We start from the raw sequence: 24,915 nt of genomic DNA, 5'->3' as shown, positions 1-24,915 counted from the left end.
TTGTGTATAACGCGATTCAAGCCTATGTACGGTTTATCTATAAGTTTAATCGTACAGTGGGCATATTTGCCATGTACTTGGTGCTACTTTTGATGGGCATTTTATTGTTCTCATCTATCTCCAAAGGCGTGGGGTCACCGCAAATATGGGTGATCGAAATGGCGCAGTTTACTATGGCTGCTTACTACCTTTTAGGCGGCGGCTACTCCATGCAGATGGATGCTCACGTTCGCATGGATGTTTTTTATGGTAGCTGGTCTACTAAAAGACAAGCGATTACGGATGCTTTCACCGTTCTGTGCTTGCTGACTTACTTAGGTATGCTGTTGTTTGGTGCATTATCTAGCACGATCTACGCCGTTGAGTATGGGCAAAAAAACTATTCTTCCTGGGCTCCACCGTTGGCGCCTATAAAAATCATCATGACGACAGGTATTTCCTTGATGTTACTGCAGGTGCTGGCAACTTTCGCTCAGAATGTAGCTGACGCCATAGGTAAGCCTTTTGATGTTGAGCAGCATCCAGAGGAAACATCCGTATGAGTTATGAAATGATTGCTTTACTGATGTTCTCATCATTGATGTTAATGCTATTAACTGGTCAGCGGGTTTTTGGTGCTGTTGGTTTTGTTGCAGTGGTTGCTTCACTGGCGCTGTGGGGAGATGGTGGTTCAGAAATGGCGTTTAACGCTACCATGAAACTGATGAACTGGTATCCGTTGTTAACGTTGCCACTGTTTGTTTTTATGGGTTATATGCTTTCTGAATCAGGAGTTGCCGGAGATCTTTATCGGATGCTGCATGTCTGGATGGGTTCTCTGAAAGGAGGCTTAGGCATAGGTACGATCGTGTTAATGGTTGCTATTTCTGCAATGAATGGTTTGAGTGTTGCCGGTATGGCAATAGGGACCAGCATAGCACTACCCGAAATGCTCAAACGTGGTTATGACAAACGTATGGTCACAGGTGTCATTCAGGCGGGTAGCTCTCTGGGTATCTTGGTGCCACCAAGTATCGTACTCGTGTTATATGGCATGATTGCACGACAGCCTGTTAGCCAGCTGTGGTTAGCCGGTGCAGTGCCAGGCTTGATTCTTGCGGTGATGTTTATTGGTTATATTGTCATTCGCTGTCACCTTCAGCCAGAGCTTGGCCCTCCACTTCCACAGGAGGAGCGTGACCAAATAACCCGTAAAGAAAAGTACATGTTATTGGGCGCGGGTGTATTGCCTCTGTTTGTTATCTTCTCGGTCATTGGTTTGTTCTTGATGGGCTATACCAGCTTAGTTGAGTGTTCTGCTGTTGGGGCATCAGTCGCTATGTTGGCTGCACTGGTAAAAGGGCGTCTTAACTTTCTTTTGATTCACGTAACGCTGCGAAAAACCTTAGGGGTTAGCTGTATGTTTATGTGGATCATTATGGCGGCATTGTGTTTTGGTGCGGTGTTTGATGGTTTGGGTGCAGTAAAAGCAATTGAAGCTTTGTTCCTTGAAGAATGGGGTTTGAGCCCTTGGCAGGTGCTAGTGATGATGCAGTTATCGTACATCATCATGGGTATGTTTCTGGATGATACAGCAATGCTCGTTATTGTAGCGCCTCTGTATATCCCGCTTATCATTGCTCTTGAATTCAATCCTATCTGGTACGGCGTACTCTATACAGTGACATGTCAGATTGCCTATATGACACCACCCTTTGGATACAATTTATTCCTCATGCGAGCGATGGCCCCCAAGGAGGTAGGGTTGGTGGATATTTATAAGTCCATCACGCCGTTTGTTGCCATCATGGTGTTTGCACTGATTCTATTTATGGCTTTCCCACAAATAACATTGTGGTTGCCCGAGTTAGTGTTCGGTACGAAATAAGGATGTTCAGAATAATAGTAGGAGTATGACTACTGTGATGATGCAAGGCTTAGAACAGTCGTCGGCAGAATTAGTTAATCCTCAAGGTAAATCCAATGTATTGCTGGTGTGTGAGCATGCCAGCCATTACATCCCGGATAACTTTGCCAATTTAGGATTAAGCGAAGCCGAACGGCTCAGTCATATAGGATGGGATATTGGTGCTGCCGGCATGGCAAGGTTGCTTAGCAACACATTGGATGCGAGTTTGGTTTTACAGCGCTATTCGCGTTTGTTGTATGACTGCAACCGTCCTCCTTGTGAAGCGAGCGCTATACCGCCCTTAAGCGAAGTGATCGAAATCCCGGGTAATAAAGACCTGACAAAAGAGCAGCGTAATTACCGAATACAACATATTTATGAGACGTTTCATCAAGAAATTGCAGCACAGGTAGCAACACGTAAGGCGGCTGGCCGAGAAACCATACTGGTTACTATTCATAGTTTTACACCTGTATTTATGGGGAAAAACAGGGCAGTGCAGTTAGGCGTCATTAGCCATGAAAGCAATACGTTCGCTAGAGATTTTTACCTAAGTGCTAGTAAACGAAGCGGCTTCGATATTCGTATGAATGAACCTTATGGGCCAACTGATCCAGTATTGCATATGGTGACTCGTCACGGTGATGAGCAGCACATAAGGAACATCATGCTAGAAGTGCGCAATGATTTAATTGTTGACGAAGCAGGGCAGCAAGAATGGGCAAAGTTAGTAGCCGATACGTTAAACAGCCTTGCTTAGCTTGTATAGCCTATAACCCAAATTTAGCCGATTTAAAGAGGAAACCTGATGAACGCTATGCTGACGCTGGAAGAATTAAAACAAGAATTTGCGACAGGAAGCATCGATACAGTATTGGCCTGCATGGTTGATATGCAAGGGCGCCTGATGGGGAAGCGTTTCCATGCTGACTACTTCATCAATCATGCGGTAGAAGAAACACATTCATGTAATTATCTATTGGCAACTGACTTAGAGATGGAAACAGTAGAGGGTTACAAATCTACAAGTTGGGAAGCCGGTTACGGTGATTATGTAATGAAGCCAGATATGAGTACGCTTCGCCGTGTGCCATGGTTAGAAGGAACCGCATTAGTATTATGCGATGTGCTAGACCATCATCACAACCCAATACCTCACTCGCCACGTGCAATTTTGCGTAAGCAGATTGAGCGCTTAAGCGCATTAGGAATCCAGCCTATGATGGCGACCGAACTGGAGTTCTTCTTGTTTGATCAGAGTTACGCTCAGGCATGTGAATCTGGCTATCGTGGTCTGAAACTGGCAAGTGCGTATAACGAGGATTACCACATCTTCCAAACGACCAAGGAAGAGGGTGTGATCCGCGCCATGCGTAACGGTATTTACGGTGCAGGTATAGCTGTTGAGTGCTCCAAAGGTGAGGCCTCCGCAGGGCAGGAAGAAATCAACATAAAGTACGACAAAGCGCTTACTACTGCAGATCAGCACTCTATTGTTAAAAATGCGTGTAAAGAGATTGCCTGGGCACACGGTAAAGCGATTACCTTTATGGCCAAATGGGACAATGATGCTGCAGGTAGCTCTTCTCATGTGCATCAGTCTATGTGGAGCTTAGATGGACATCCGTTGTTTTTGGATGAAAGCCGTCCGCACGGTATGTCTGAACTCATGTGCCACTATCTAGCGGGCTTACTGGCGCATGCGGATGATGTGACTTGCTTGCTCGCGCCATATATCAATTCTTATAAACGATTCCAAGAAGGAACGTTTGCACCGACAAAAGCCGTGTGGAGTTTGGATAACCGTACGGCTGGTTTTAGGCTGTGCGGCGAAGGCACAAAAGCGATTCGTATTGAGTGTCGAATAGGTGGCGCTGATCTAAATCCGTACCTCGCCTTGGCAGGGCAGCTTGCAGCAGGTATTGCCGGTATTGAGCAAAAACTTGTGCTAGAACCAGAATTTGTAGGTGATGCCTATGCGGGTGAAAATGCCAGACAAGTACCGAATACGCTAAGAGCTGCCACCGAAAAAATGAACGACTCAAGCATGTTGCGTGAAGCTTTTGGTGATGATGTGGTCGATCATTATGTCCATGCCGCCCGCTGGGAGCAAAAAGAGCACGACAAGCGAGTCACTGATTGGGAAATAGCACGTGGTTTTGAGCGTGCTTAGTAATGCTTGCAATAACAACATGCTTAGAAGCAGCAATGCCCGAATAAAAGTGCTGAATACAGAGCACAAAAACATGAGACAAAGCCATGAGTAAAATTCAATGTATTTCGCCAGTCGATGGCAGTGTGTATGCAGAGCGCCCTATAGCCGATGCAGAACACGTTGCTGCACTGTTTGCTGGCAGCAAAGCAGCACAGCATAGTTGGGCGCTGCTAACAGTTGCACAGCGATGTCAGTTTTGTAGTGCGGCAGTAGACGCTATGGTTGACATGAAAGAACGAATTGCGGAAGAACTTGCTTGGCAAATGGGACGGCCAATCAGTCAGGGAGCAGGTGAAGTGGGTGGTTTGGAAGAGCGTGCCCGTCACATGATATCTATTGCTGAAGCCTCTCTACAACCGTTAGACCCGGGAGAAAAAAAGGGGTTTGTGCGTAAAATTAGCCATGAACCTTTGGGTGTGATTCTGACCATTGCACCCTGGAATTTCCCTTTTATGACAGCGCTAAATTCTGTTATTCCTGCTTTATTAGCCGGTAATACTGTTGTACTAAAGCATGCTGCTAATACCTTATTGGTTGCTGAGCGGATACAAGATGCCTTTGATCAGGCGGGTTTACCAGATGGTGTGTTTCAACATATCGTGCTAGATCACTCAACCACCAGTGAATTAATTGGCTCAGGTAATGTTGACATGGTGTGCTTCACAGGCTCCGTTGGTGGCGGTAAAGCAATGGAGCAAGCTGCTGCTGGCCAGTTTATTCCGCTGGGGTTAGAGCTAGGAGGCAAAGATCCTGCCTACGTGCGTGCCGACTGTAATCTCCCTTATACCATCGAAAACTTGGCAGATGGTGCCTTCTTTAACAGTGGGCAATCATGCTGCAGTATCGAGCGTATCTATGTTCACGAGAGTATTCATGATGAGCTTGTCGCAGGCCTAGCCTTAGCAGGTCAAGCATATGTATTGGGCAACCCACTAGAAACAACAACGACTCTAGGTCCTATGATAAAACCTGCGGCCGCCGACTTCGTACGTAAACAGGTAATTGATGCCGTATCAGCAGGCGCTAAAACCCACGTGGACACCAGTAAGTTTACGCTGGATCAACCGGGCTCCGCGTATATGGCACCACAGGTGCTATCTGGTGTGACACATGAGATGTCTATCATGATGGATGAGAGCTTTGGCCCGGTTGTTGGTGTCATTAAAGTATCCAACGATGATGAAGCCATAGCGCTAATGAATGACTCTGACTTTGGCCTAACTGCTGGTATCTGGACAGAAGACTTAAACGCAGCAGAGCGTATCGCGCCGCAGTTAGAAACAGGCACTGTGTTTATGAACCGCTGTGATTATTTAGACCCTGCACTAGCGTGGACCGGTGTTAAAGATACTGGGCGTGGCTGTTCATTGTCAGCCATGGGCTTTGATGCATTAACTCGCCCAAAAAGTTTTCACTTTAAAACATCCACCGACTAATAATTGCGCTGATGTGAGGAAGATAAGCCATGAAATCTTATGATTACATCATTGTTGGCGCTGGCTCTGCCGGCTGTGTCGTTGCAAACCGGCTTAGTGCTAACCCTTCTGTCACTGTTTGTTTGGTAGAAGCGGGGGGGAGTGGAAAAAGCCCACTAGTGTCGATCCCGGCGGGTATCTTTGGTTTGTATGGCAATAAAACATACGACTACACCTTTGAGGGTGTACCTCAGAAACATCTCTACAACCGCACAATGATGGTTAACCGAGGTAAAGCGCTAGGTGGATCCAGTGCTATAAATAGTATGGTGTACATCCGTGGTAACCAGAATGATTACGACGGTTGGGCTAAGTTGGGGTGCGATGGTTGGGCATATGCGGATGTACTACCTATTTTCAAGCAGATGGAAGCAAACAGAAACAGCCAGAGTGAACAGTACCATGGCTTTAAAGGCGAGCTAAGTGTAACCAAGCCGCAGGATGCAAACTCGGTATGTAAGGTTTTTGTGAAAGCCGGTGCGGCAGCTGGCTTACCGGAAAACACTGACTTTAACAGCGAAACGCAGCTGGGGTTGGGCATCTATGACGTGAAACAAAATAATGGTTCACGTGAGAGCAGTTACACTGCATTTGTGAAGCCCGTTTTATCACGCCAAAACCTTACAGTGATGACACATACCGAGGTGGTATCGTTACAAATGGGTGGCGATACTGTAATGGGGTTAAATGTAGAAAAAAATGCTACGCCGCTAGAATTGCGTTGTAACAAAGAAGTGATTCTTTGTGCAGGAACGATACTCTCACCACGTATCTTATTAGCATCGGGTATAGGTGATAAAATGGCTTTAGATCAGCTGGGTATCGAATGTAAAATAGACTTACCCGGTGTAGGTGAAAACCTACAAGACCATGTCGATAGCATGGTTACAGTCCGGTCTTCTAAATCGCAGACAATCGGTATTTCTCTTGGAACATTACTACCGCATATTATTCCTGCACCCTTTAAATACTGGTTGGCACGTAAAGGCTGGTGGACCACGAATTATGTAGAAGCAGGTGGTTTTGCAAAAACAAAGTTAGCCGACACTGCAGAACCAGGATCTGCAGATGCAGATCCCGATGTGCAATTTCATTTCACCCCTTTATTTCGCAGCCATCGAGGCAAAAAGTTTGAACTTGGGCATGGATATTCAGTATTTACCTGTGTACTACGTCCACGTAGTGCTGGCAGCGTAAAATTAGCCGATGATGGAACAGCACGCACTGTGCTGATTGATCATAACTTCTTTGCAGATGAACGCGACCAAAAGATACTAATAGAAGGGGTAAAAAAAGCCCGTGAGATTCTAGCATCACCAGATTTTAATCACCTACGTGGTGAAGAGATGGCACCCGGTAAAGATGTACAAACAGACGAGCAAATACTGGAGTACCTACGCAACACCACAACGACGGTGTACCACCCCGTAGGTACCTGCAAAATGGGTATCGATGAAATGGCAGTGGTTGACCCAACCACGCTAAAAGTCAGAGGGATGCACAATCTACGTGTAATGGATGCATCCGTGATGCCGACCTTAATAAGTGGTAACACCTCCGCACCGTCAATGATGATTGCCGAGAAAGGCGCAGGGATGATCTTAGCAGAGCTGTCTGGTTAGCTACTGGACAGGTGGAACTGAGCCTTCATTACTGAGTAATGAGGGCTTTTTTGCTTTCTATGTAGTCTATTCACTCAGTAGCTTGTATTGCCTCAGAGACTAAATAAATAATTAGGTGCATCAATACCTAGGGTGGGTAATTCACAGACCTTCGGGTATACAAATGTTAACAGTACCCGATGAGTTGGAGAATTAATGAAAATTGAAGTACTAGACAATCCAGAACAAGAAGTCATAGATTATCTTGATAAAAAAATTGCTGATTTTAACTGGGCTAACTGGGAAGTTAGTGAAAGAATTCCTCTAGCAGTACAAATTAAAAACACTCAGGGTGAAATCATTGCTGGTGCTACAGCTCGAACATTTGGGGACTGGTTATTATTAGGTACATTGTGGGTTTCAGATGAATTGCGCGGTCAAAATATAGGCAGTGAAATTCTAAACGAAATCGAAGCTTCAGGTAAAAAGCGTGGTTGTATAAAATGCCTTCTGGATACGCTAGATTTTCAAGCCATGCCATTTTATGAAAAACATGGTTATAGAACTCAATGGGTTCAAGAGGGATACCCTAAAACAGGCTGTAAATATTTTATGGTTAAGGAGCTGTAGCGGATTTTCTGTATGTGCCGCTAGCTTTTTTCTATGGCATCATTCGCACTATTGATGTTGGACTGCTGCTACGTAGCAGTCTAGGGACTAAGTCGAAATAATTTCTCAATGAACAGCGCGTAATTTAGATCAATATGAAGAAAATCCATTTTACGGTAAAGTAACGACAGTTCAAAATAGAGTTCTTTTTTTAGCCTACAGTTTTTTGCCTATGTTTAGGGCAGAATATGCACATGATAAATTTGAATAGGTCATAGATGTTAAAGCTTTTTAGAGTAGCAAGTCTGTTAGAGGGAATCTCGTTTCTGCTTATACTGAGTGTCTCACTTGAAATTATTAGTCGAGAACTTGTGTATACCATTGGGATGGGGCACGGTGTTTTGTTTCTTCTGTATTTAGTATTTTCATTTCTGGCTTCACATAAACAAGGTTGGTCTGTCGTTGTTTGGCTCCTGATAATTCTTGCCGCTATTATCCCTTTTGCTTTTGTACCCGTTGAAATGTTTTTACAAAAAGAAATACGAAAAAATGAAGAAAAGACAGAATTCGTTGTTCAAGGCGATGTATAACGCTGGCTATGTTCCTGTTCACTGAGTGATTACTTCTCAATGTGTTTCGTCGCCAGCAACGGTACTGTACTTTTCTCAGGCTTCGTGGTGATAAGGATTTTTATGAATATAGATAAAGCTAAAAAACGTATTGCTAAGCAAGTCAAAAAAGGCTTTAAGGGCTACCCTCAAATCACATTGACGTATTTTGGTGATAGTTCGGATTGTGCAACTGAGGTGGTTGTGCAGTTTGCCCAGAGCGAAAGCGAAGACGTTCAAGAGCAACGCTTTGCGAGTGAAACGGATGCTAGAGAAAATGAGGTTCTTCAATCTGCTTTGCTTAAAATTATAGAGCGTGCGGATGCTAATTCTGTGATGGCAATTGAAGGCGTACAAATTAAAAAGACGGCGTGATATGAAAGTATATTTTTCACATGGGAAAGAGAGTGGCCCTTGGGGGAGTAAAATAAAAAGGCTCGCCAGCATTGCTAAAGAATATGGCTACAGCGTCGATAGCATCGATTATTCCGATATTCTAGACCCAGACCTTAGGGTTGAACGTCTTATTAACCTATTGAATGATGAAGAAGATGACTTCTTGCTTGTTGGGTCAAGTATGGGAGGGTACGTCTCTTTGGTTGCAGCAGAACGGCTTGATACAATAGGGGTGTTTTTATTGGCACCCGCTCTATTTGTGTCAGGTGACAAAAAGCAAAACTATACGAGTAAAGCTTGCATAGAAATTGTTCACGGTTGGTCTGATGATGTTATTCCACCAGAAAGCTCCATTAAATTTGCAAAAAACATGAACTGCTCATTGCATTTGATTCCTGGAGATCACCGGCTTAACTCTTCTATTGATGTTGTTGAAAAGCTATTTTCACAGTTTCTTGCTTCTCATATTTCAGGGTAATGGCTATAGGTAAAGATGATAAGCCAACGTCTGTTTTCTTGTGCTTCTTATCTGACATGAGCGTACGGCAGGTCTTTTATTAGCGATTTAAAGTGGAGTTAATGTACGGCGAGTGTTACTAATGATAGGGAAGCGCTGCTGTTTAGCGTTGCTAATAAGACCGTTATTTTCAGAATGTTTTTTTTGTGGAAGTGTTGGCTTTGGAAAAATCCAAAATTTGGAGAAATCAGACCTTACCCGGAGTTGAACTGCTGTCGGCGAGTTATACCAAGTTTGAGTTTTCAAAACATTGGCATGATGAATTAGCCATTGGCATTATCGAAGATGGTGCAGAGGGGTTACTTTATAAAGGGAGTAACCTTCTGGTTCCTAAGCATCATATTATTGCGATTAACCCTTCTGAAGTTCATACAGGCTTTTCTGGTGCGTCAACCGGTTGGCGATACCGAATGTTCTATTTTGATTTGCCGACGCTATCTAAGCAATTTGAAAACATTGATCTACCCATTGCCCCCGTCATTGATAAGCCTGTTATAGATGACATGTTCTTGTTTAATGATCTTTTGCAATTACATCTGTCGCTAGAGAGGTCAAGTTTTGATCTCACAAAAGATTCTTTGCTGACTTTAACGTTAGAACGACTTTTTAAACAGTATGGCTCAATAAAATCAGTTAGCTATGCAAAAAATATTGATATCAAAAGCGCGTATATCGCGAGAGATTTCTTGCAAGATAATTGGCAACGAAATCCATCACTCGCAGAACTGGAAACTGTAACTGGCAGCACTAAATTTCAGTTGATTCATAGCTTTAAGGCGTTGTTTGGGATCACGCCGCATCAATTTCTGTTAATTGTTAAAGCAAAAAAATCTAAGCAGTTTTTGTCTGAAGGCATAAGTTGTGTTGAGACCTCGCTTACCTGTGGCTTTTATGATCAAAGCCACTTTAACCGGAACTTTAAGCGTGCTTTTGGAGTGACTCCCTCAAACTATATGTGTTCATGAGTTTAACTTTCAATTTCGTACAAGATAGCCCCTATACGTTCAATTAAACTTGAAACCTCAAATTTAGGAGGTTGTCAGTATGAGCTTATTTATCATGTGGTTAGGTGTTATGTTTCCTTTAGTTTTTAGCCCAGGTCCAGCAAATATTGTATTCGCTGCTTCAGGGGCGCAAGTTGGCCTCAAACGTTCTATTCCATTAGTAGCAGGTATAGATACAGTATTCATCATCAAGTCGGTCATCATTGGCTATGGGCTTGGTCAGGTTGTTAACTCTTATCCAAGTATCATGAATATTCTACAAGCTATTGGTTCGATTTATCTTATGTATTTAGCTGTGAAGTTCATTAAAAGTAATAGTAATACACTCAGTAAGAATCAAGAATGTTTAGGCTTTTTAGATGGTTTGATTATCCAAGTATTGAATAGTAAAGGTTGGTTAATGGTTTTCTTGATGTTTACTCTTTTTTCAGAGCAGGCACAGGTGGCGTTTGGTGAGTGGGGAATTATTGTATTAGTTGTTTGGCTAGCCATTCTTAATATTTCAATCCATCTTCTGTGGGTGAAAGCGGGTGAGCTATTAGGTCGGGTTTCCAGTAGCAAGCGCTATGAGAGATCGTTAAATTATTTTTATGCGTGTTGTTTGTTAGGTGTGTCTATTTGGCTCATGGCCGATAATCAAATTTGGTCTCAGTTTGTTTGACGTAGTATTAAAAAACCCGAAAAATCATTACAAATGTTGAAATGCTCACACTCTAAATTGCGTAACAGGTAGGCATTTTAAGATGTAATGCATTTGCTGAGTGAATTTCGGACTGTGTCTATTAACCCCGATCTGCTGATGGTGTTTTTCCTTATCAGTACTGTTTCTTCTTAAGGTATTCGCGCTTAAATAGAACATCTGAAAAATGGTCTACTTTTAAAAATTCATATGGGTTCTATTGCCATGCTTACACGTAAAGATTATATCCTTTTGTTAGCGGTGATTTTACCTATAGCACTTGTATCGCTTTTTATTAGTCCACTTGTTCTACTTAAACAGGCCAGCAATGATTACCCTCTACTAGCGAGTTTTTTAAAGTTTGCTGTGCTGGCCACTCTTGGTGAGGTTATCGGACAACGAATTGCTTCGGGTAACTACAACTTGAAACAGTTTGGTGTGTTACCAAAAGCTATTGTTTGGGGTGTATTTGGCATTTTCGTAAAACTTAGCTTTACGATCTTTGCTGTTGGTGTTCCTGCTGCTATGTACCTATTGGGTTTTCCCGATGCATCTTCAGTTTTGGGTGGACCTTTTAGCATTGAAAAATTGTACGTCTCATTTGCCATTAGTCTCAGTATTAATTTGGTGTTTGGTACGTGGCTGATGACGATGCACAAGGTTACCGATATGCATATTCAATTATACGATGGAGAACTCCGCAGTTTAGTTAGACCGATAGACATTGGGTATATTTTGACAACGATGGACTGGCAAAAGCAATGGTCGTTTGTATTGAAGAAAACCATCCCATTATTTTGGATACCGGCTCATACGGTTACCTTCCTATTACCTGGAGATTACCGGGTTCTGTTTGCAGCATTACTGGGAGTCGTTTTGGGTATTATCCTAGCTTTTTCCAACACCTCTAAACAGTAACCGGTAAATACCTGAAAATTATTGAAGCATACTTGCTTCAATAATTCGTGCGAGATCTATACTGGGTTTGAAAGTAATTCGAGAGAATAGCAGTATGGGTATAGAAGGTATTACATATAAACAGATATAATAAAAATGTTAGGAACTGGTCTGCTTGTAGTGAATATCAGTAATTCAACGCTTAATAAGAAATCATCTACCTAATCAAATACATTACAGCGATAAATTATCATTTTTGTGGGGTGAGCCTAGACGAAAGTGATTGTTTTGATCGTGTTGAGTGTGAAATGCACATTGGATTGAGTTAATTAAAAACAAGGAGTTAAATATGGAATACTTTACCGGAGCACTTAAAAAATACGCAGACTTTACTGGCCGAGCACGACGAAAAGAATATTGGATGTTTATTCTTTTCTATATGATTTTTTATGTGCTTTTGGCTGTGGTTGATTCACTGATTGGGACTATGCTGTTGTCATCTCTGTATGCGCTAGCCATGTTTATTCCAACGATAAGTATTGCTGCAAGACGTTTGCATGATACGGGTAGAACGGGCTGGTGGCAGCTAATAGCAATTATTCCATTATTAGGAGCTATCATTTTGATTGTTTTCTTAGTCCAAGATGGTCATGAAGAAAATAAATTTGGTACTAATCCCAAGGTTGCATAACACTCAGAAACATAAGCAAGCATTGAACCAATTGCTATAAAAGTGGGTACGGCCAAAACATTGTTTTGGTCGTCTTAAAGCGATAATGATTTTTCATCATGTTGAACAAACCTTAGTACAGTTAGTAGCACGTTCATTTAATAGGTCTTACTCATTCCATTTAATAGAACAGCCCATTGATGCAAACTGCTCAGTTGGGCCTTTACCGGTTGCAGCAATTTGGCGCATTGCAGTGACGAGCTCTTTACTACGTTCAGTTGTGTTTTTCATGTTGGCATTGTCGAGTCTGCCGCGATATTGCAAACCGCCACCTTTATTGAATCCAAAAAAATCAGGCGTGCATACGGCGCCGTAAGCTTTGCCCACTGATTGGTTTTCATCAATAAGATAGGGGAATTTAAATCCATAATTGTCAGCAAAACGAATCATATTCTCAGGGCTATCAGCAGTAACATGATGATAGTCGTTGGACATTACCGCAATGACATTAATGCCCTCGGCCATGAGATCGTTTGTGTCTTGAGCGAACCGTTCTCCTATCGCTTTTACATAAGGGCAATGGTTACAGATGAAGGCGATAAGTAGACCGTTGTCTCCTAAGTAGTCCTTCATTTCAAAAGAGCGCCCAGTAGGGTCTTTTAGTGTGAAGTTTACTGCTTGCCAGCCAAAATCACAGAGGGGAGTGTTCAGTAGCATATGGCATTCCTTTTATTATTAGTGACGTTCTAGATACGGTTTAGTGTACGGTATTGCGGATACTGTCATCTTTACTTATTTACAAAGTTGGTAGGGTCCGGTCATATATAGCTAAGAAAATACAATTTATTAGGATGTTGTATACTGGCAAACAGGAGGTGTTTAAATAAGTAATTTTAACGACTGAGTTAATAACCACATAACGATGCGATAAGTATCATCAAATTATCTTTGGAGGTAATTATGAATACGAGATCAATAGGCGTTGCGTCACTCATAGCTTCGGCTATCTTCATTACTGGATGCCAACATAATCCCGTGTCTACGGGCCCGACCAAGAGTTTTGTTGTCATTGGCGAATCATCCGCTACGGGTGCTGATGCAGCTCAGGAACTTCAATTAGCCATTAATAGATCTCAGACTGTTGGCTGTAAGGCTATCTCTGTGGGTGGCTATGGCGCGGGAGGTGAAGGAATGATTCTTGGTCTAGCTGCGTTAATTAGCTGCCCAACGAATGTGCATATTATACCAACGGGTTTTCCTTACGATGCAAGCACTGGGGTTAAAATCCCAGTTGATCCGGCAGCGGTTCTTTCACCGCCACTGTCGCCTCCCCCTTAACGGGGAACTACTAGAAGGTGTTGCGCTCGTGCTGATGCGTTAAATCAGCAGGTTAGCCGTGAGGCTCGCTGTTTTTTGTGGTTGCGTTTTAGTGCCACAAAAAGCAGCTTTTTATATGCTTTAGGAAGGGTAGTGGTCCAGTGGTTATCTACGTTTATTGTGCTTACCGATAAATCACTGAATAAAAATGTTACAACTTTGACCTGTTTTGTTATTGTGAGTGTGGCTGTAATACGACCAGAATAAGTGTATCTACTTATTCTTTGTTGAGCGACGTGTTTGGCTATAAAACGTCGGTTTCAGAAGGACACAATAAAAACAACAGGCCTAGATAATGAAAACAAAAATACTCACTCCCTCTCAAAATGCTCACCCATCTCCATTGTTAATTAAAAGCTTGCTGCTTTCTGGCCAGCGCTATGAACCCAATCACGAAATTGTTTACAGTGATGTTTTACGTTATGACTATAAAACACTCAACCAGCGTATCTCTAAGTTGGCCAATGTATTAACGCAAGCAGGAGTGCAGGCAGGTGATACGGTGGCAGTAATGGATTGGGATAGTCATCGTTATTTAGAAGCTTACTTTGCAGTGCCGATGATTGGTGCTGTGCTGCATCATGTGAATGTCCGTTTGAGTCTAGATCAAATTATATACACGATGGACCATGCCGAAGATAACTATGTGCTGGTGCATGATGATTTTTTAATGTTGGCTGAGCAGTTTGGTGAGCAAATTCCAAGTGTAAGAGGTTATGTACAACTATCAGATAAAGCCGTTGCGGCAGACACCAGTTTAAATACCTTGGGCGAGTATGAAGCCTTATTAGCTAAAGCATCAGATAAATATGATTTCCCGGATTTTGATGAGAACTCAATAGCCACCACTTTTTACACTACCGGTACTACAGGTAACCCTAAAGGAGTTTACTTTTCACACCGCCAATTAGTGTTGCATACGCTAAATATGGCCGCGACGTTAGGTTGCTACGAAGGCCAGCCTTTATTGCGCTCAAATGATGTTTATATGCCAATGACTCCGATGTTCCATGTGCATGCATGGGGAGTTCCTTATGCGGCAACAATGCTAGGACTTAAACAGGTCTATCCAGGTCGTTATGAACCTAATAAATTGGTTGAATTGTTTGCCCGAGAAAAGGTGACTTTCTCGCATGGCGTACCTACTGTGCTGCAAATGATTCTTGATAGTGATGCGGCTAAGACTACAGACCTAACAGGTTGGAAGATGCTGACCGGTGGTAGCGCACCTACTTTAGGTATGGCTAAGCATATGGCAGAGCGTGGTATTCAGTTTTATACCGCGTATGGAATGTCAGAAACATGCCCGCTATTAACGGCTACATACCTACACCATGATGACCTTGCTCAACCAATGGAAGAGCAAATGGCAGAAAGGATTAAAACAGGTGTGCCGGTTGGTTTGGTTGATTTGCGTATTGTAGATCCTGCCGGTAACGAAGTTGTCCATGATGGTGAGGCAATGGGTGAAGTCGTTGTACGTGCGCCTTGGTTGACGCAGGGCTATTACAAAGAACCCGAAAAGAGTGATGAATTATGGGCAAACGGCTGGCTGCATACTGGTGATGTGGCTTCGATCTCACCCGATGGTACGTTAGAAATTAAAGATCGCATCAAGGATGTAATTAAGACCGGCGGTGAGTGGATCTCTTCTCTGGAATTAGAAAACCTAATTAGCCAGAGTAGTACTGTTAGTCAGGTGGCGGTTGTTGGTGTGCCCGATGCCCGATGGGGTGAGCGTCCATTTGCGATGATTGTTCCCGCAGAAGGGCACTCTATTGATGCTAATGATATTAAGCAGCATCTTCAGCAATATGTTGAGAGTGGTCAAATTGCTAAATGGGCAATTCCTGAGCGAGTCACGATTGTTGATGAGATACCAAAAACCAGTGTCGGTAAGATAAATAAAAAACTAATTCGTGATCAAGTTGATAGCTGATAAAGCACGAGCAATTTGAGCACGTAAATTGTTCGTATAATCTTCACCTTCTTTCAAGCGCGTCCTACGCGCTTGTTTTTTGTCCGTCTTGATAAAAATCATAGATGAATAGAGCGTGATAGTTCGTTAAATTTATTCATGACTTTTGATGTTGACCCCACCGATTCATCTCCCTAGAATGCACTCAGTTTTTGGTAATCCTGTTGTAAAGCAGGATTTTAAACGGGAAGTTGGTGCGTACTGCATTTTTTGTAAGCAAAGCCAACACTGCCCCCGCAACGGTAATCGAGTTAAGACATTACAAAAGCCACTGTGTCATACATGGGAAGGCGTAATGTTGGGATAGTCATCCTCTCGAAAGTCCGGAGACCGGCCTCAAACACTACTCAGTCGGCATAGCGGAGGGCTAATGCAACGGCAGCACATTTCTGTATTTTCTGCTCTAGTCCATTGGCTAGTTCATGCTTTGCGGTTGTGGTGTTTCTGTTCATTCCTGTTCGTTAGTGCCGTTAATTTAATTGGCGTGCGGCGGGCACGTACAGGACACTATCAGACTCATGAAAAAATTTTCCTACACTGTTCTAGCAACAGCGTGTTGCTACTCCTCTTTAGCTGCCGCTCAGCAGGCAACTAATCTTAATGAAGTATTAGTTACGGCTTCTCGTACTGCTCAATCTGTAGATGAAACACTTGCTTCAGTTACCTTGATTACGCGTGAAAATATTGAGCGTTCACAGGCAATTACTGTAGCTGATATATTGCAAAAAACACCAGGGGTAATGGTTACCAACAGTGGTGGTATCGGGAAAGCGAGTAGTATTTATTTGCGTGGCACATCAACTAAAGACCTGCTGATATTGATTGATGGTGTTCGTGTCGGCTCTGCTACGCTAGGTCAGGTTAGTGTTGAGGAGCTTAACCTTAGTCAGGTTGAGCGTATAGAAATAGTTCGTGGCCCGCGTTCCTCTTTATATGGTTCTGATGCTGCCGGTGGTGTTATTCAAATATTCACTCGTCGTGGCGCGGGTAAGCTAGCACCTTCTTTTACTATTTCTGCTGGATCAGACGGTACTTCACTGGCTGAGATTGGTTTGCAAGCAGGTGATCAAAACCGGTGGTTTAATGTAACGGCATCGGGTATTACCACTGATGGGTTTGATGCAAAAACGACGGGTGATAGTGATGATGATGGATATCACAACAAAGGTTTGCAGCTTAAGCTAGGACAGCGGTTTGATGGAGGTCATGAAGTGGAAGGTTTCTTCTCCTTCACTGATTCGGAAAATGAATACGATGGATATACAGACCGTAGTGATGCGTTAACTAAGGTGCTGGGTGCGCGGGGTACAGTTGCTGTTTCTGATGCGTGGCTTATTAACGTGTCTGCTGGTCGAAGTTTGAATCAAAGTAAGACATTTTCTGGAAGTGCGTTCAATAGCCGTTTTGAAACGACACGTGATTCTTTCACCATTCAAAATGATGTTCTTATCGGTGATGGCAATCAATTGATTTTTGGTTTGGACTATTTAAATGATCAGGTTGAGTCAAGTAACGCCTATGCTGAAACAGAACGTGATAACTGGGCAGGCTTTGCTCAGTACCAGTTAACACTGGGCCAGTCAGATTTACAGTTCAGCGCACGCGTGGATGATAATGAACAGTTTGGCTCACACACTACTGGAGGCGTTGCTTGGGGAATTCCGCTTACTGATGATATGAGCCTTGTCGCTTCCTATGGTACCGCCTTTAAAGCCCCATCATTTAATGACCTTTATTACCCTAATAGTGGTAATGCTGATTTAGTACCAGAAGAGTCTGATTCATACGAGCTGAGTCTTAGAGGTAAAAACCAAGGTGTTAATTGGCAAACATCGCTTTACCAAACTACGTTTGAAAATATGATTGCTTGGGATAATGCTACGGGAGTTTGGGTACCCAGTAATATCAACTCAGCACGTATTCGTGGTGTGGAAGTAAGTGCTGATTACCAGTGGCAGCAGTGGTTATTAAGCGGAAACGTATCTTTCATCGATCCTGAAAATCTCAGCGGTGTTAATAAAGGAAATCGTCTTAAACGCCGTGCGAATAAGATTGCAAATATTAACGTTGATCGTGATTTTGGGGCGCTTTCTTTAGGTGCAACATTGCATGCTGAAGGCCGTCGTTACACCAACGATAGCAACACAAATTCTTTAGATGGCTTTGCTACTGTTGATTTGCGTGCTGCTTATAAAATAGCACCCGCATGGCAAGTTCGAACCAAGCTTAGCAATTTGTTCGATAAAGAGTATCAAACCGTTAGTGGGTATAACCAATCCGGTTTAACTGCCTTGTTTACCTTGGCTTATCAGCCTCAGTAAATTCATTAGAGGTTGTTAGCTTAGTAGCGCTTCTATTAATACCACTTAATTAAGAGATATCTGCCATGATAAATATACAACAACGGTCACAACTAATAATCGGTGCGTTTTTGATTTTGCTGATGGCGGTAACCCGTGGTCATCATTTTGCATCCATCGACCATTTGCCAAGTGCATCGTGGGCTGTATTTTTTCTGGCAGGTATTTACCTTAAACCTTTGTGGTCCTTTCCGTTACTGATTTTAGAAGCGTTTCTGTTAGATTTTGCAGCGATCACCTTTGGTGGCGTTAGTTCGTTTTGTGTAACCCCAACTTACATCATGCTAGTTCCAGCGTATGCATCGATGTGGTTGGCAGGCCGTTGGTATGCTAAGCGTCATCAGGAACAGTGGAGTAGTTTACCGGTGCTTGTTGGTAGCTTGATATTAGGTACAGTTGTTTGTCAGGTGATTTCAAGTGGTAGTTTCTACTTTTACTCTGGTCGATTTACAGATCCAACAATGGCTGAAATGGTTAACCGTCTCATTAAATATACCCCTTCTCAGTTTGAAGCTGTTTTTTTCTATGTAGGTTGTGCTATTGCAGTGCACCTATTTTTAAGCTGGTTTAACCGTCCGCGCCATTCAGGAGCTGAAACATTATGAGCGATAAAAGCTTTTCTGAATCAGATAAAACAAAGCCTGAAGCACAGCAACGCGAGGCTCGTTATCTAGCACGTATGAAGCGTAAAAAAGAGGTGATAGATCAGTCGATTGCTCGTGCTGATCAAGATCGTGGTGTCTGTCTTGTTCATACCGGAAATGGTAAAGGTAAAAGTAGTTCTGCTTTTGGTATGGTCGCACGTGCATTAGGTCATGATATGCAGGTCGGTGTTGTTCAGTTTATTAAAGGTGCTTTTAGTACAGGTGAAGAAGCTTTCTTTAGGCGCTTTCCAGAAGTGCAGTACTACGTTATGGGTGAAGGTTTTACCTGGGAAACACAAGATAAAGAGCGTGATATTGCAGCGGCCACTAAAGCGTGGAAGCAATCTGAAGAGCTGCTCAATGATGATGATATTGCCTTAGTTGTACTTGATGAACTTAATATTGCGCTGAAGTATCAATATGTTGATTTGCAGGCAGTTATTAAAGCAGTTGAAAGCCGCCCTGTGAATCAGCATGTGGTGATTACTGGTCGTGGAGCACCGCAAGCGTTGATAGACATTGCTGATACTGTGACTGAAATGCAGGTTGTAAAGCATGCTTACCAGGCCGGTATTAAAGCGCAAAAAGGTGTTGAGCTGTGAGTGATCAACTGCTTCAGTCGTTACCTTCAAGCGATGTTAAATTATGCCCTGCGCTATTTATTAGCGCGCCTGCATCTGGCCAAGGAAAAACAACGGTAACGGCTGCATTAGCACGGTTGCATCGTAATGCGGGGCGTAAAGTCGTTGTTTTTAAAACAGGGCCTGATTTTCTTGATCCTATGATTTTGGAAATAGCCTCTGGTGAGCCTGTTAATGCATTGGATCTGTGGATGGTTGGAGAAGAGCAAAGCCGTGCTTTGTTACATGATGCAGCAACGCGGGCCGACCTAATATTAATTGAGGGTGTTATGGGCCTATTCGACGGCACGCCTTCTGGCGCAGACTTAGCGCGTTTATTTGGTGTGCCGGTATTAGCTGTAATAGATGGTTCGGCTATGGCACAAACCTTTGCGGCTATTGCTCATGGCTTAGCTACATTTCAAGATACTTTACCGTTCTCTGGTGTTTTGGCGAATCGCCTAGGCAGTGACCGGCATGCTGAAATATTACGTGACAGTTTACCTGAGTCGATTCATTGGTACGGAGGCATTAAGCGCTCTAAAGATGTTGAGCTTCCGAGTCGTCATTTGGGCCTACTACAAAGCAGTGAAATTGGTGACCTTGATGAACGCCTAAATACGGCGGCTAAAATGATCTCAACAACAGGGGCTAGTGAGTTGCCTCCTGCTGTCTGTTTTACTGCAAATCCGCAAACTAATGATTCTGTTGATATTAATGATGCCTTACCTTGTGAGTTAAAAGCTGGTTTAGCTGGCGTACGTATTGGTATAGCTAAAGATGAAGCTTTTTCGTTTATCTACCCTGCCAACATCACACTGCTCAAACGGCTAGGTGCATGTGTAGTGTTCTTTTCGCCGATACACGATGATGCTTTACCCAATGTGGATAGCGTTTATCTACCAGGCGGATACCCTGAGTTGTTCGCACAAAAACTTGCTGCTAACGAAACAATGAAGAAGTCTATTCAAGAGCATGCTAATGCAAATAAACCTCTCATTGCTGAGTGTGGTGGAATGCTTTACCTCACTGAATCACTTACGGATCTTAATGGGCATACTGAGCTTATGTCCGGGGTTCTTAGAGGTAAGGTAACAATGCAACCACGTTTAACTGCGCTGGCTATGCAAAGCGTTGCCTTGCCAGAAGGTACGTTGCGCGGACATACCTACCACCATTCATCTTTTGAAACAGAAGAAGTATCAGACTATCAGGGCTTGTGCCCTAATTACGCGAGAACATCTGAAGCCGTTTATAGAAAAGGAAATCTATACGCCAGTTACATTCATCACTATTTCCCATCAGCAGTGGATGCTTGTGTTGCTCTTTTCAAGCCTGAATGATCAGCATTACTCTCTTTTTAGGCGTACTCATCGACTGGTTTATAGGGGAGCCTAAACGCTGGCACCCCCTGATTGGTTTTGGTTTGCTTGCGCAAAGAGTAGAGCGCTTATTTAACGGTAAAACGCTTTATTCGTGTGAGCATAACGCTACTGCGTTTATGGTAGATATATCGGTAGAAAAAGTATCAGGAATAAAGCTGAAGACGCTAGGTGTACTCGCCGTTGTTCTGCTGTGCTTGCCGCTTCCACTGCTTTTGTATTATTTATTACCCCACAGTTGGGAGGCGATCAGCTTACTCAGTGTGTTTAATGTGGCGCTTCTTTACCTTGCGATTGGGCATCGTAGTTTATGGGATCACATTCAACCTATTGCTGATGCTTTAATTTGCCAAGATGATGCACGTGCACGCCATCATACATCGATGATTGTTAGTCGTGATCCAGAAGCACTTAATATTGAAGTTTCTGCGATTGAATCAGTGTTAGAAAATGGCAGTGATGCGGTTTTCGGTGCCATTTTTTGGTTTGTAGTTGCCGGGGGCGCTGGTGCCTTATTCTACCGTTTTGTAAATACCTTGGATGCTATGTGGGGGTATCGTACCGAGCGTTATTGCCATTTTGGCTGGGCTGCGGCCAAGCTAGATGATGTACTAAATTATTTGCCTGCACGTTTTACTGCTTTGAGCTATGCAGTTTTATCGAACTGCTCTGATGCCCTTATATGCTGGAAAAAACAAGCAGCGGCACATGCCAGTCCTAACGGTGGACCTGTTATTGCTTCAGGGGCCGGTGGGCTTGGCGTGTTGTTGGGTGGACCTACGCGTTACCACGGTGTATGGCATGATAAGCCTATATTAGGGAAGGGTAAGGCTCCTCAAGCTAATGATATTAAGCGTGCAATGCGACTGGTGTCACACAGTCTGATGCTCTGGATCTGTGTGGTTAGTAGCGCAGAGCTTTTGTGGTCTCTGCTATGAGTACAGCTAATAACATTCTTCCAGTTCATGGCGGTTGCTTACATCAAGCGGCTCAGCAGTTTTGTATACCAATCCAGAACTGGGTTGATCTTTCTACTGGCTTAAACCCTCATAGTTATCCGTTACCGGAAGTACCTCAGGAGATTTGGCAAAAACTACCGGATACTGATGATAATCTTCTGAGCGCGGCGGCTGCGTATTATGGTTCAGTGCATCTGCTTGCGGTGGCGGGTAGCCAAGCAGCTATTGAGATTCTGCCAAAATTGAGAGCTCATTCGCGGGTTGGGATTTTATCGCCTGCGTATGCGGAATATGCTTATCAATGGAGGGTTCAAGGGCACGATGTTAAAGAGTTGAGTGTTGATGAATTAGATACTCAAATTGCCCATCTTGATGTAGTGATTGTTATACGTCCCAATAATCCGACGACAGAGTTCTTGTCACGAACACAATTAAAGCACTGGTTGAATTTACTGCAGCAGAACAACGGATGGCTGGTGATAGATGAGGCATTTATCGATGCGCTGCCTAGCAGTGAAGAATCTTCATTGATCACTCAAAATCCTGTAAGTGGGCTGATAGTGCTTCGCTCTATCGGTAAGTTTTTTGGTTTAGCGGGTATTCGTTTGGGGTTTGTTTGGGCGGAGCCTGCTTTGCTATCAGTGTTAGCGCAACATCAAACAACGTGGTCTGTATCAAGTGTTGCCCGTTGGGCGGGTGGCATTGCATTGCAAGATGGAACTTGGCAACTACTGATGCGGCAACGTTTAGCCCAGGAGGGCCAACAGCTTTGCGCTTTACTAAGAAAGTATGACTTTGAGTATGTATCAACACCTCTTTTTTGCACAATTACATTGCCTACGACCCTCAGGAAAACAGATTTTTGTATTTATGAGTATTTTGCAAAACGCGGCATCCTTATTCGTAACTTTAAACATCTGCAGGTATTTCGTTTAGGTCTACCTAAAAATGATATGGCATGGCAGCAGCTTGAAAAGGCACTAAGTGAGTTAAATAGATGAAAAGCATTGGCACATTGATGGTTCAGGGGACAACCTCTGATGCTGGTAAAAGTACTTTAGTGGCGGGGCTATGCCGCGTGTTGTGGCGTAAGAGCTTATCGGTAGTGCCTTTTAAGCCTCAAAATATGGCATTAAATAGCGCGGTAACAACGGATGGCGGAGAAATTGGCCGCGCTCAAGCAGTACAGGCATACGCATGTGGGTTAGCGCCGCACATTGATATGAATCCTGTTTTGCTAAAGCCTAATAGTGATACTGGCGCACAGGTTATTATTCATGGGAAGCCCCTGAGCAATATGGAGGCAACGGCTTATCATGATTATAAGCAGGTGGCCTGGAAGGCTGTAGAGCTATCGCATCAACGCTTACGATCTGTATACGACTATGTCATTGTGGAAGGAGCCGGCTCTCCTGCTGAAATTAATTTGCGCGAAAATGATATTGCTAACATGGGCTTTGCTGAACGCGAGGATTGCCCCGTAATTATTATCGCTGATATCGATAAGGGTGGAATATTCGCGCACCTTGTTGGTACCTTGGCACTATTATCAGAATCTGAACAGGCACGTGTAAAAGGATTTGTTGTTAACCGTTTTCGAGGTGATATTGCACTATTACAGTCAGGGCTTGATTGGTTAGAGGATTACACGGGCAAACCTGTATTAGGTGTTCTACCTTATTTGCATGGGTTCCATCTGGAAGCTGAAGATGCTGTTTCTTTGCAACAGCCCGAATATTCTGAACAAGCATTGCATGTGGTTGTTCCCGTACTACCTCATATTAGCAATCATACCGATTTTGATCCTCTCCGTTTGCACCCCTCCGTTAAACTGACTTACGTTGGGCCAGACCAACCAATGCCAGCGGCTGACCTTATCATTTTGCCAGGCTCAAAATCGGTAAGAAGTGACTTAGAGTGGTTGCGAAACCAAGGCTGGGATACCCAGATTAATAAGCATCTTCGCTATGGTGGAAAACTACTAGGCATATGCGGAGGCTTCCAGATGCTTGGTCATACAATTGATGACCCTCATGCAATTGAAGGGAAGGCCGGTTGCTCACTAGGGTTGCACCTGCTGGCAATGGACACATGTCTTCATCCTGGAAAGCACTTATCAAATCAAATCGGTACTTTTTGTCTTGGTGATAAAGAAGCTGTTGTAGTGGCTGGTTATGAAATTCACTGTGGCACCTCAATCGGCGATGCATTGGTTACTCCATTGATACGTTTTTCTGATGGGGCACCTGAAGGTGCCGTTTCCGTTGATGGTCAAATTGCTGGAACTTACCTCCATGGTTTATTTGAATCCTCAGGTGTTGTGAATCAAGTCTTGCAATGGGCAGGCCTTAAAACTGTTGCTGCTTTTGATTATAACGAACGTAAAGATATTGATCTTGATAGGTTAGCTGACTCAATTGAAGAGCATCTGGATATGCAAGCTATTCATCGTCTGTTAAATGCTCCTTTTGTACCGGAGAGTGTTGAGTGATTCATTTTATTATTGGCGGTGCACGTTCAGGAAAGAGTCGTTACGCTGAAAATTTAGCCAGAAATAGTGGCTCTGATGTCATCTATATAGCAACAGCACAAGCCTATGATGATGAGATGCAAGAACGCATAGATCAGCATAAAAATCAGCGGCCGAGTCAGTGGGATGTCTTTGAAGAGTCGCTAGAGATAAGTAATGTTATTAATAATGAAAGCTCTTCAAGTAATTGTTTATTAATAGATTGCTTGACGTTATGGGTTACGAATTTACTGTGTGAAGATAAAAGCATAGCTGATTATAAACAACAGTTGATTGATGCACTGAGTAACGCAAAAGGCGATGTCATATTAGTGAGCAATGAAACGGGCATGGGAGTTGTTCCTATGGGAAAGCTAACGCGTCGTTATTGTGATGAAGCGGGCTGGTTGCATCAGGAAGTCGCGGTGTTAGCAGACCAAGTGGTTTTGATGGTGGCGGGAATTCCCGTTGTTATTAAACCCGTTGCTAATGATCATAAAGACAAATCATAGTGCATTTAATGTAAA

Annotated in this window: 25 protein-coding genes and 1 riboswitch; of the genes, 24 read left to right on the top strand and 1 reads right to left on the bottom strand. The window is 43.3% G+C overall.

Going from position 1 to position 24,915, the window contains the following annotated elements; genetic code table 11:
* Positions 1–2 precede the first annotated feature (2 nt).
* From QZZ55_RS05305 to QZZ55_RS05240, 14 genes are all read left to right on the top strand, one after another.
* Positions 3–542 (top strand): TRAP transporter small permease subunit, encoded by a 540-nt coding sequence (locus tag QZZ55_RS05305; protein ID WP_293266086.1) that lies wholly within the window; start codon positions 3–5, stop codon positions 540–542.
* Positions 539–1,867, top strand: a complete 1,329-nt coding sequence (locus tag QZZ55_RS05300; RefSeq protein ID WP_293266084.1) for a TRAP transporter large permease subunit — start codon at positions 539–541, stop codon at positions 1,865–1,867. The genes QZZ55_RS05305 and QZZ55_RS05300 overlap by 4 nt, the downstream gene beginning before the upstream one ends.
* A gap of 25 nt (positions 1,868–1,892) precedes the next feature.
* Positions 1,893–2,648, top strand: a complete 756-nt coding sequence (locus tag QZZ55_RS05295) for an N-formylglutamate amidohydrolase (RefSeq protein WP_293266082.1) — start codon at positions 1,893–1,895, stop codon at positions 2,646–2,648.
* Between the two features lie 48 nt (positions 2,649–2,696).
* Entirely contained in the window at positions 2,697–4,061 is a 1,365-nt protein-coding gene (locus QZZ55_RS05290) for a glutamine synthetase family protein (protein WP_293266080.1), read from the top strand.
* Positions 4,062–4,147: 86 nt separating this feature from the next.
* A complete protein-coding gene (locus tag QZZ55_RS05285; protein WP_293266078.1) occupies positions 4,148–5,539 on the top strand; it encodes an aldehyde dehydrogenase family protein in 1,392 nt (463 codons plus the stop codon).
* A gap of 29 nt (positions 5,540–5,568) precedes the next feature.
* A complete protein-coding gene (locus QZZ55_RS05280; protein WP_293266076.1) occupies positions 5,569–7,200 on the top strand; it encodes a GMC family oxidoreductase N-terminal domain-containing protein in 1,632 nt (543 codons plus the stop codon).
* Between the two features lie 195 nt (positions 7,201–7,395).
* On the top strand, positions 7,396–7,809 hold the full coding sequence (locus tag QZZ55_RS05275; protein ID WP_293266074.1) for a GNAT family N-acetyltransferase: 414 nt from the start codon (positions 7,396–7,398) through the stop codon (positions 7,807–7,809).
* A gap of 257 nt (positions 7,810–8,066) precedes the next feature.
* Positions 8,067–8,378, top strand: a complete 312-nt coding sequence (locus QZZ55_RS05270; protein WP_293266072.1) for a DUF3817 domain-containing protein — start codon at positions 8,067–8,069, stop codon at positions 8,376–8,378.
* A 102-nt stretch (positions 8,379–8,480) separates the two neighbouring features.
* The gene (locus QZZ55_RS05265; RefSeq protein ID WP_293266070.1) at positions 8,481–8,771 is read left to right on the top strand and encodes a hypothetical protein; all 291 of its coding nucleotides are present in this window, start codon (positions 8,481–8,483) and stop codon (positions 8,769–8,771) included.
* Position 8,772: 1 nt separating this feature from the next.
* Positions 8,773–9,270, top strand: coding sequence for a YqiA/YcfP family alpha/beta fold hydrolase (locus QZZ55_RS05260; protein WP_293266068.1), 498 nt, complete (start codon positions 8,773–8,775; stop codon positions 9,268–9,270).
* A 191-nt stretch (positions 9,271–9,461) separates the two neighbouring features.
* Positions 9,462–10,274 (top strand): AraC family transcriptional regulator, encoded by an 813-nt coding sequence (locus tag QZZ55_RS05255; RefSeq protein WP_293266178.1) that lies wholly within the window; start codon positions 9,462–9,464, stop codon positions 10,272–10,274.
* 79 nt (positions 10,275–10,353) lie between these two features.
* Entirely contained in the window at positions 10,354–10,974 is a 621-nt protein-coding gene (locus QZZ55_RS05250) for a LysE family translocator (protein ID WP_293266066.1), read from the top strand.
* 243 nt (positions 10,975–11,217) lie between these two features.
* The gene (locus tag QZZ55_RS05245; protein WP_293266064.1) at positions 11,218–11,910 is read left to right on the top strand and encodes a hypothetical protein; all 693 of its coding nucleotides are present in this window, start codon (positions 11,218–11,220) and stop codon (positions 11,908–11,910) included.
* A 328-nt stretch (positions 11,911–12,238) separates the two neighbouring features.
* Positions 12,239–12,580 (top strand): DUF805 domain-containing protein, encoded by a 342-nt coding sequence (locus tag QZZ55_RS05240; RefSeq protein ID WP_293266062.1) that lies wholly within the window; start codon positions 12,239–12,241, stop codon positions 12,578–12,580.
* A 147-nt stretch (positions 12,581–12,727) separates the two neighbouring features.
* Here the strand turns inward: QZZ55_RS05240 and QZZ55_RS05235 are convergent, their stop codons facing one another.
* On the bottom strand, positions 12,728–13,276 hold the full coding sequence (locus QZZ55_RS05235; protein ID WP_293266060.1) for a thioredoxin family protein: 549 nt from the start codon (positions 13,274–13,276) through the stop codon (positions 12,728–12,730).
* Positions 13,277–13,519: 243 nt separating this feature from the next.
* On the opposite strand from QZZ55_RS05235, the gene QZZ55_RS05230 reads away from it, so the two are divergent.
* The 10 genes from QZZ55_RS05230 (at position 13,520) to cobU (ending at position 24,900) form a co-directional block, all read left to right on the top strand.
* Positions 13,520–13,897 carry a hypothetical protein gene (locus QZZ55_RS05230; RefSeq protein ID WP_293266058.1) on the top strand — a complete coding sequence of 126 codons (378 nt, stop codon included), beginning with the start codon at positions 13,520–13,522 and terminating at the stop codon, positions 13,895–13,897.
* A 334-nt stretch (positions 13,898–14,231) separates the two neighbouring features.
* Positions 14,232–15,875, top strand: coding sequence for a fatty acid--CoA ligase (locus tag QZZ55_RS05225; protein ID WP_293266056.1), 1,644 nt, complete (start codon positions 14,232–14,234; stop codon positions 15,873–15,875).
* Positions 15,876–16,050: 175 nt separating this feature from the next.
* Positions 16,051–16,268: riboswitch (cobalamin riboswitch) on the top strand.
* A gap of 164 nt (positions 16,269–16,432) precedes the next feature.
* Positions 16,433–18,235, top strand: a complete 1,803-nt coding sequence (locus QZZ55_RS05220) for a TonB-dependent receptor (protein ID WP_293266054.1) — start codon at positions 16,433–16,435, stop codon at positions 18,233–18,235.
* A gap of 65 nt (positions 18,236–18,300) precedes the next feature.
* Entirely contained in the window at positions 18,301–18,879 is a 579-nt protein-coding gene (locus QZZ55_RS05215; protein WP_293266053.1) for a hypothetical protein, read from the top strand.
* Complete coding sequence (cobO, locus tag QZZ55_RS05210) at positions 18,876–19,520, top strand: cob(I)yrinic acid a,c-diamide adenosyltransferase (RefSeq protein WP_293266051.1); 645 nt, start codon at positions 18,876–18,878, stop codon at positions 19,518–19,520. Before QZZ55_RS05215 ends, cobO begins: the two co-directional genes overlap by 4 nt.
* Complete coding sequence (locus tag QZZ55_RS05205; protein ID WP_293266049.1) at positions 19,517–20,881, top strand: cobyrinate a,c-diamide synthase; 1,365 nt, start codon at positions 19,517–19,519, stop codon at positions 20,879–20,881. Before cobO ends, QZZ55_RS05205 begins: the two co-directional genes overlap by 4 nt.
* Positions 20,878–21,858 (top strand): CobD/CbiB family cobalamin biosynthesis protein, encoded by a 981-nt coding sequence (locus QZZ55_RS05200; protein WP_293266047.1) that lies wholly within the window; start codon positions 20,878–20,880, stop codon positions 21,856–21,858. Before QZZ55_RS05205 ends, QZZ55_RS05200 begins: the two co-directional genes overlap by 4 nt.
* On the top strand, positions 21,855–22,880 hold the full coding sequence (cobD, locus tag QZZ55_RS05195) for a threonine-phosphate decarboxylase CobD (RefSeq protein WP_293266045.1): 1,026 nt from the start codon (positions 21,855–21,857) through the stop codon (positions 22,878–22,880). Before QZZ55_RS05200 ends, cobD begins: the two co-directional genes overlap by 4 nt.
* On the top strand, positions 22,877–24,370 hold the full coding sequence (locus QZZ55_RS05190; protein ID WP_293266043.1) for a cobyric acid synthase: 1,494 nt from the start codon (positions 22,877–22,879) through the stop codon (positions 24,368–24,370). Before cobD ends, QZZ55_RS05190 begins: the two co-directional genes overlap by 4 nt.
* Positions 24,367–24,900, top strand: coding sequence for a bifunctional adenosylcobinamide kinase/adenosylcobinamide-phosphate guanylyltransferase (gene cobU / locus QZZ55_RS05185; RefSeq protein ID WP_293266041.1), 534 nt, complete (start codon positions 24,367–24,369; stop codon positions 24,898–24,900). Before QZZ55_RS05190 ends, cobU begins: the two co-directional genes overlap by 4 nt.
* The last annotated feature ends 15 nt before the right edge of the window (positions 24,901–24,915 follow it).

Origin of the sequence: Neptunomonas sp. (assembly GCF_016744175.1) — a bacterium.
Lineage (GTDB): Bacteria > Pseudomonadota > Gammaproteobacteria > Pseudomonadales > Balneatricaceae > Neptunomonas.
This window is presented reverse-complemented; position numbering and strand designations above follow the sequence as displayed.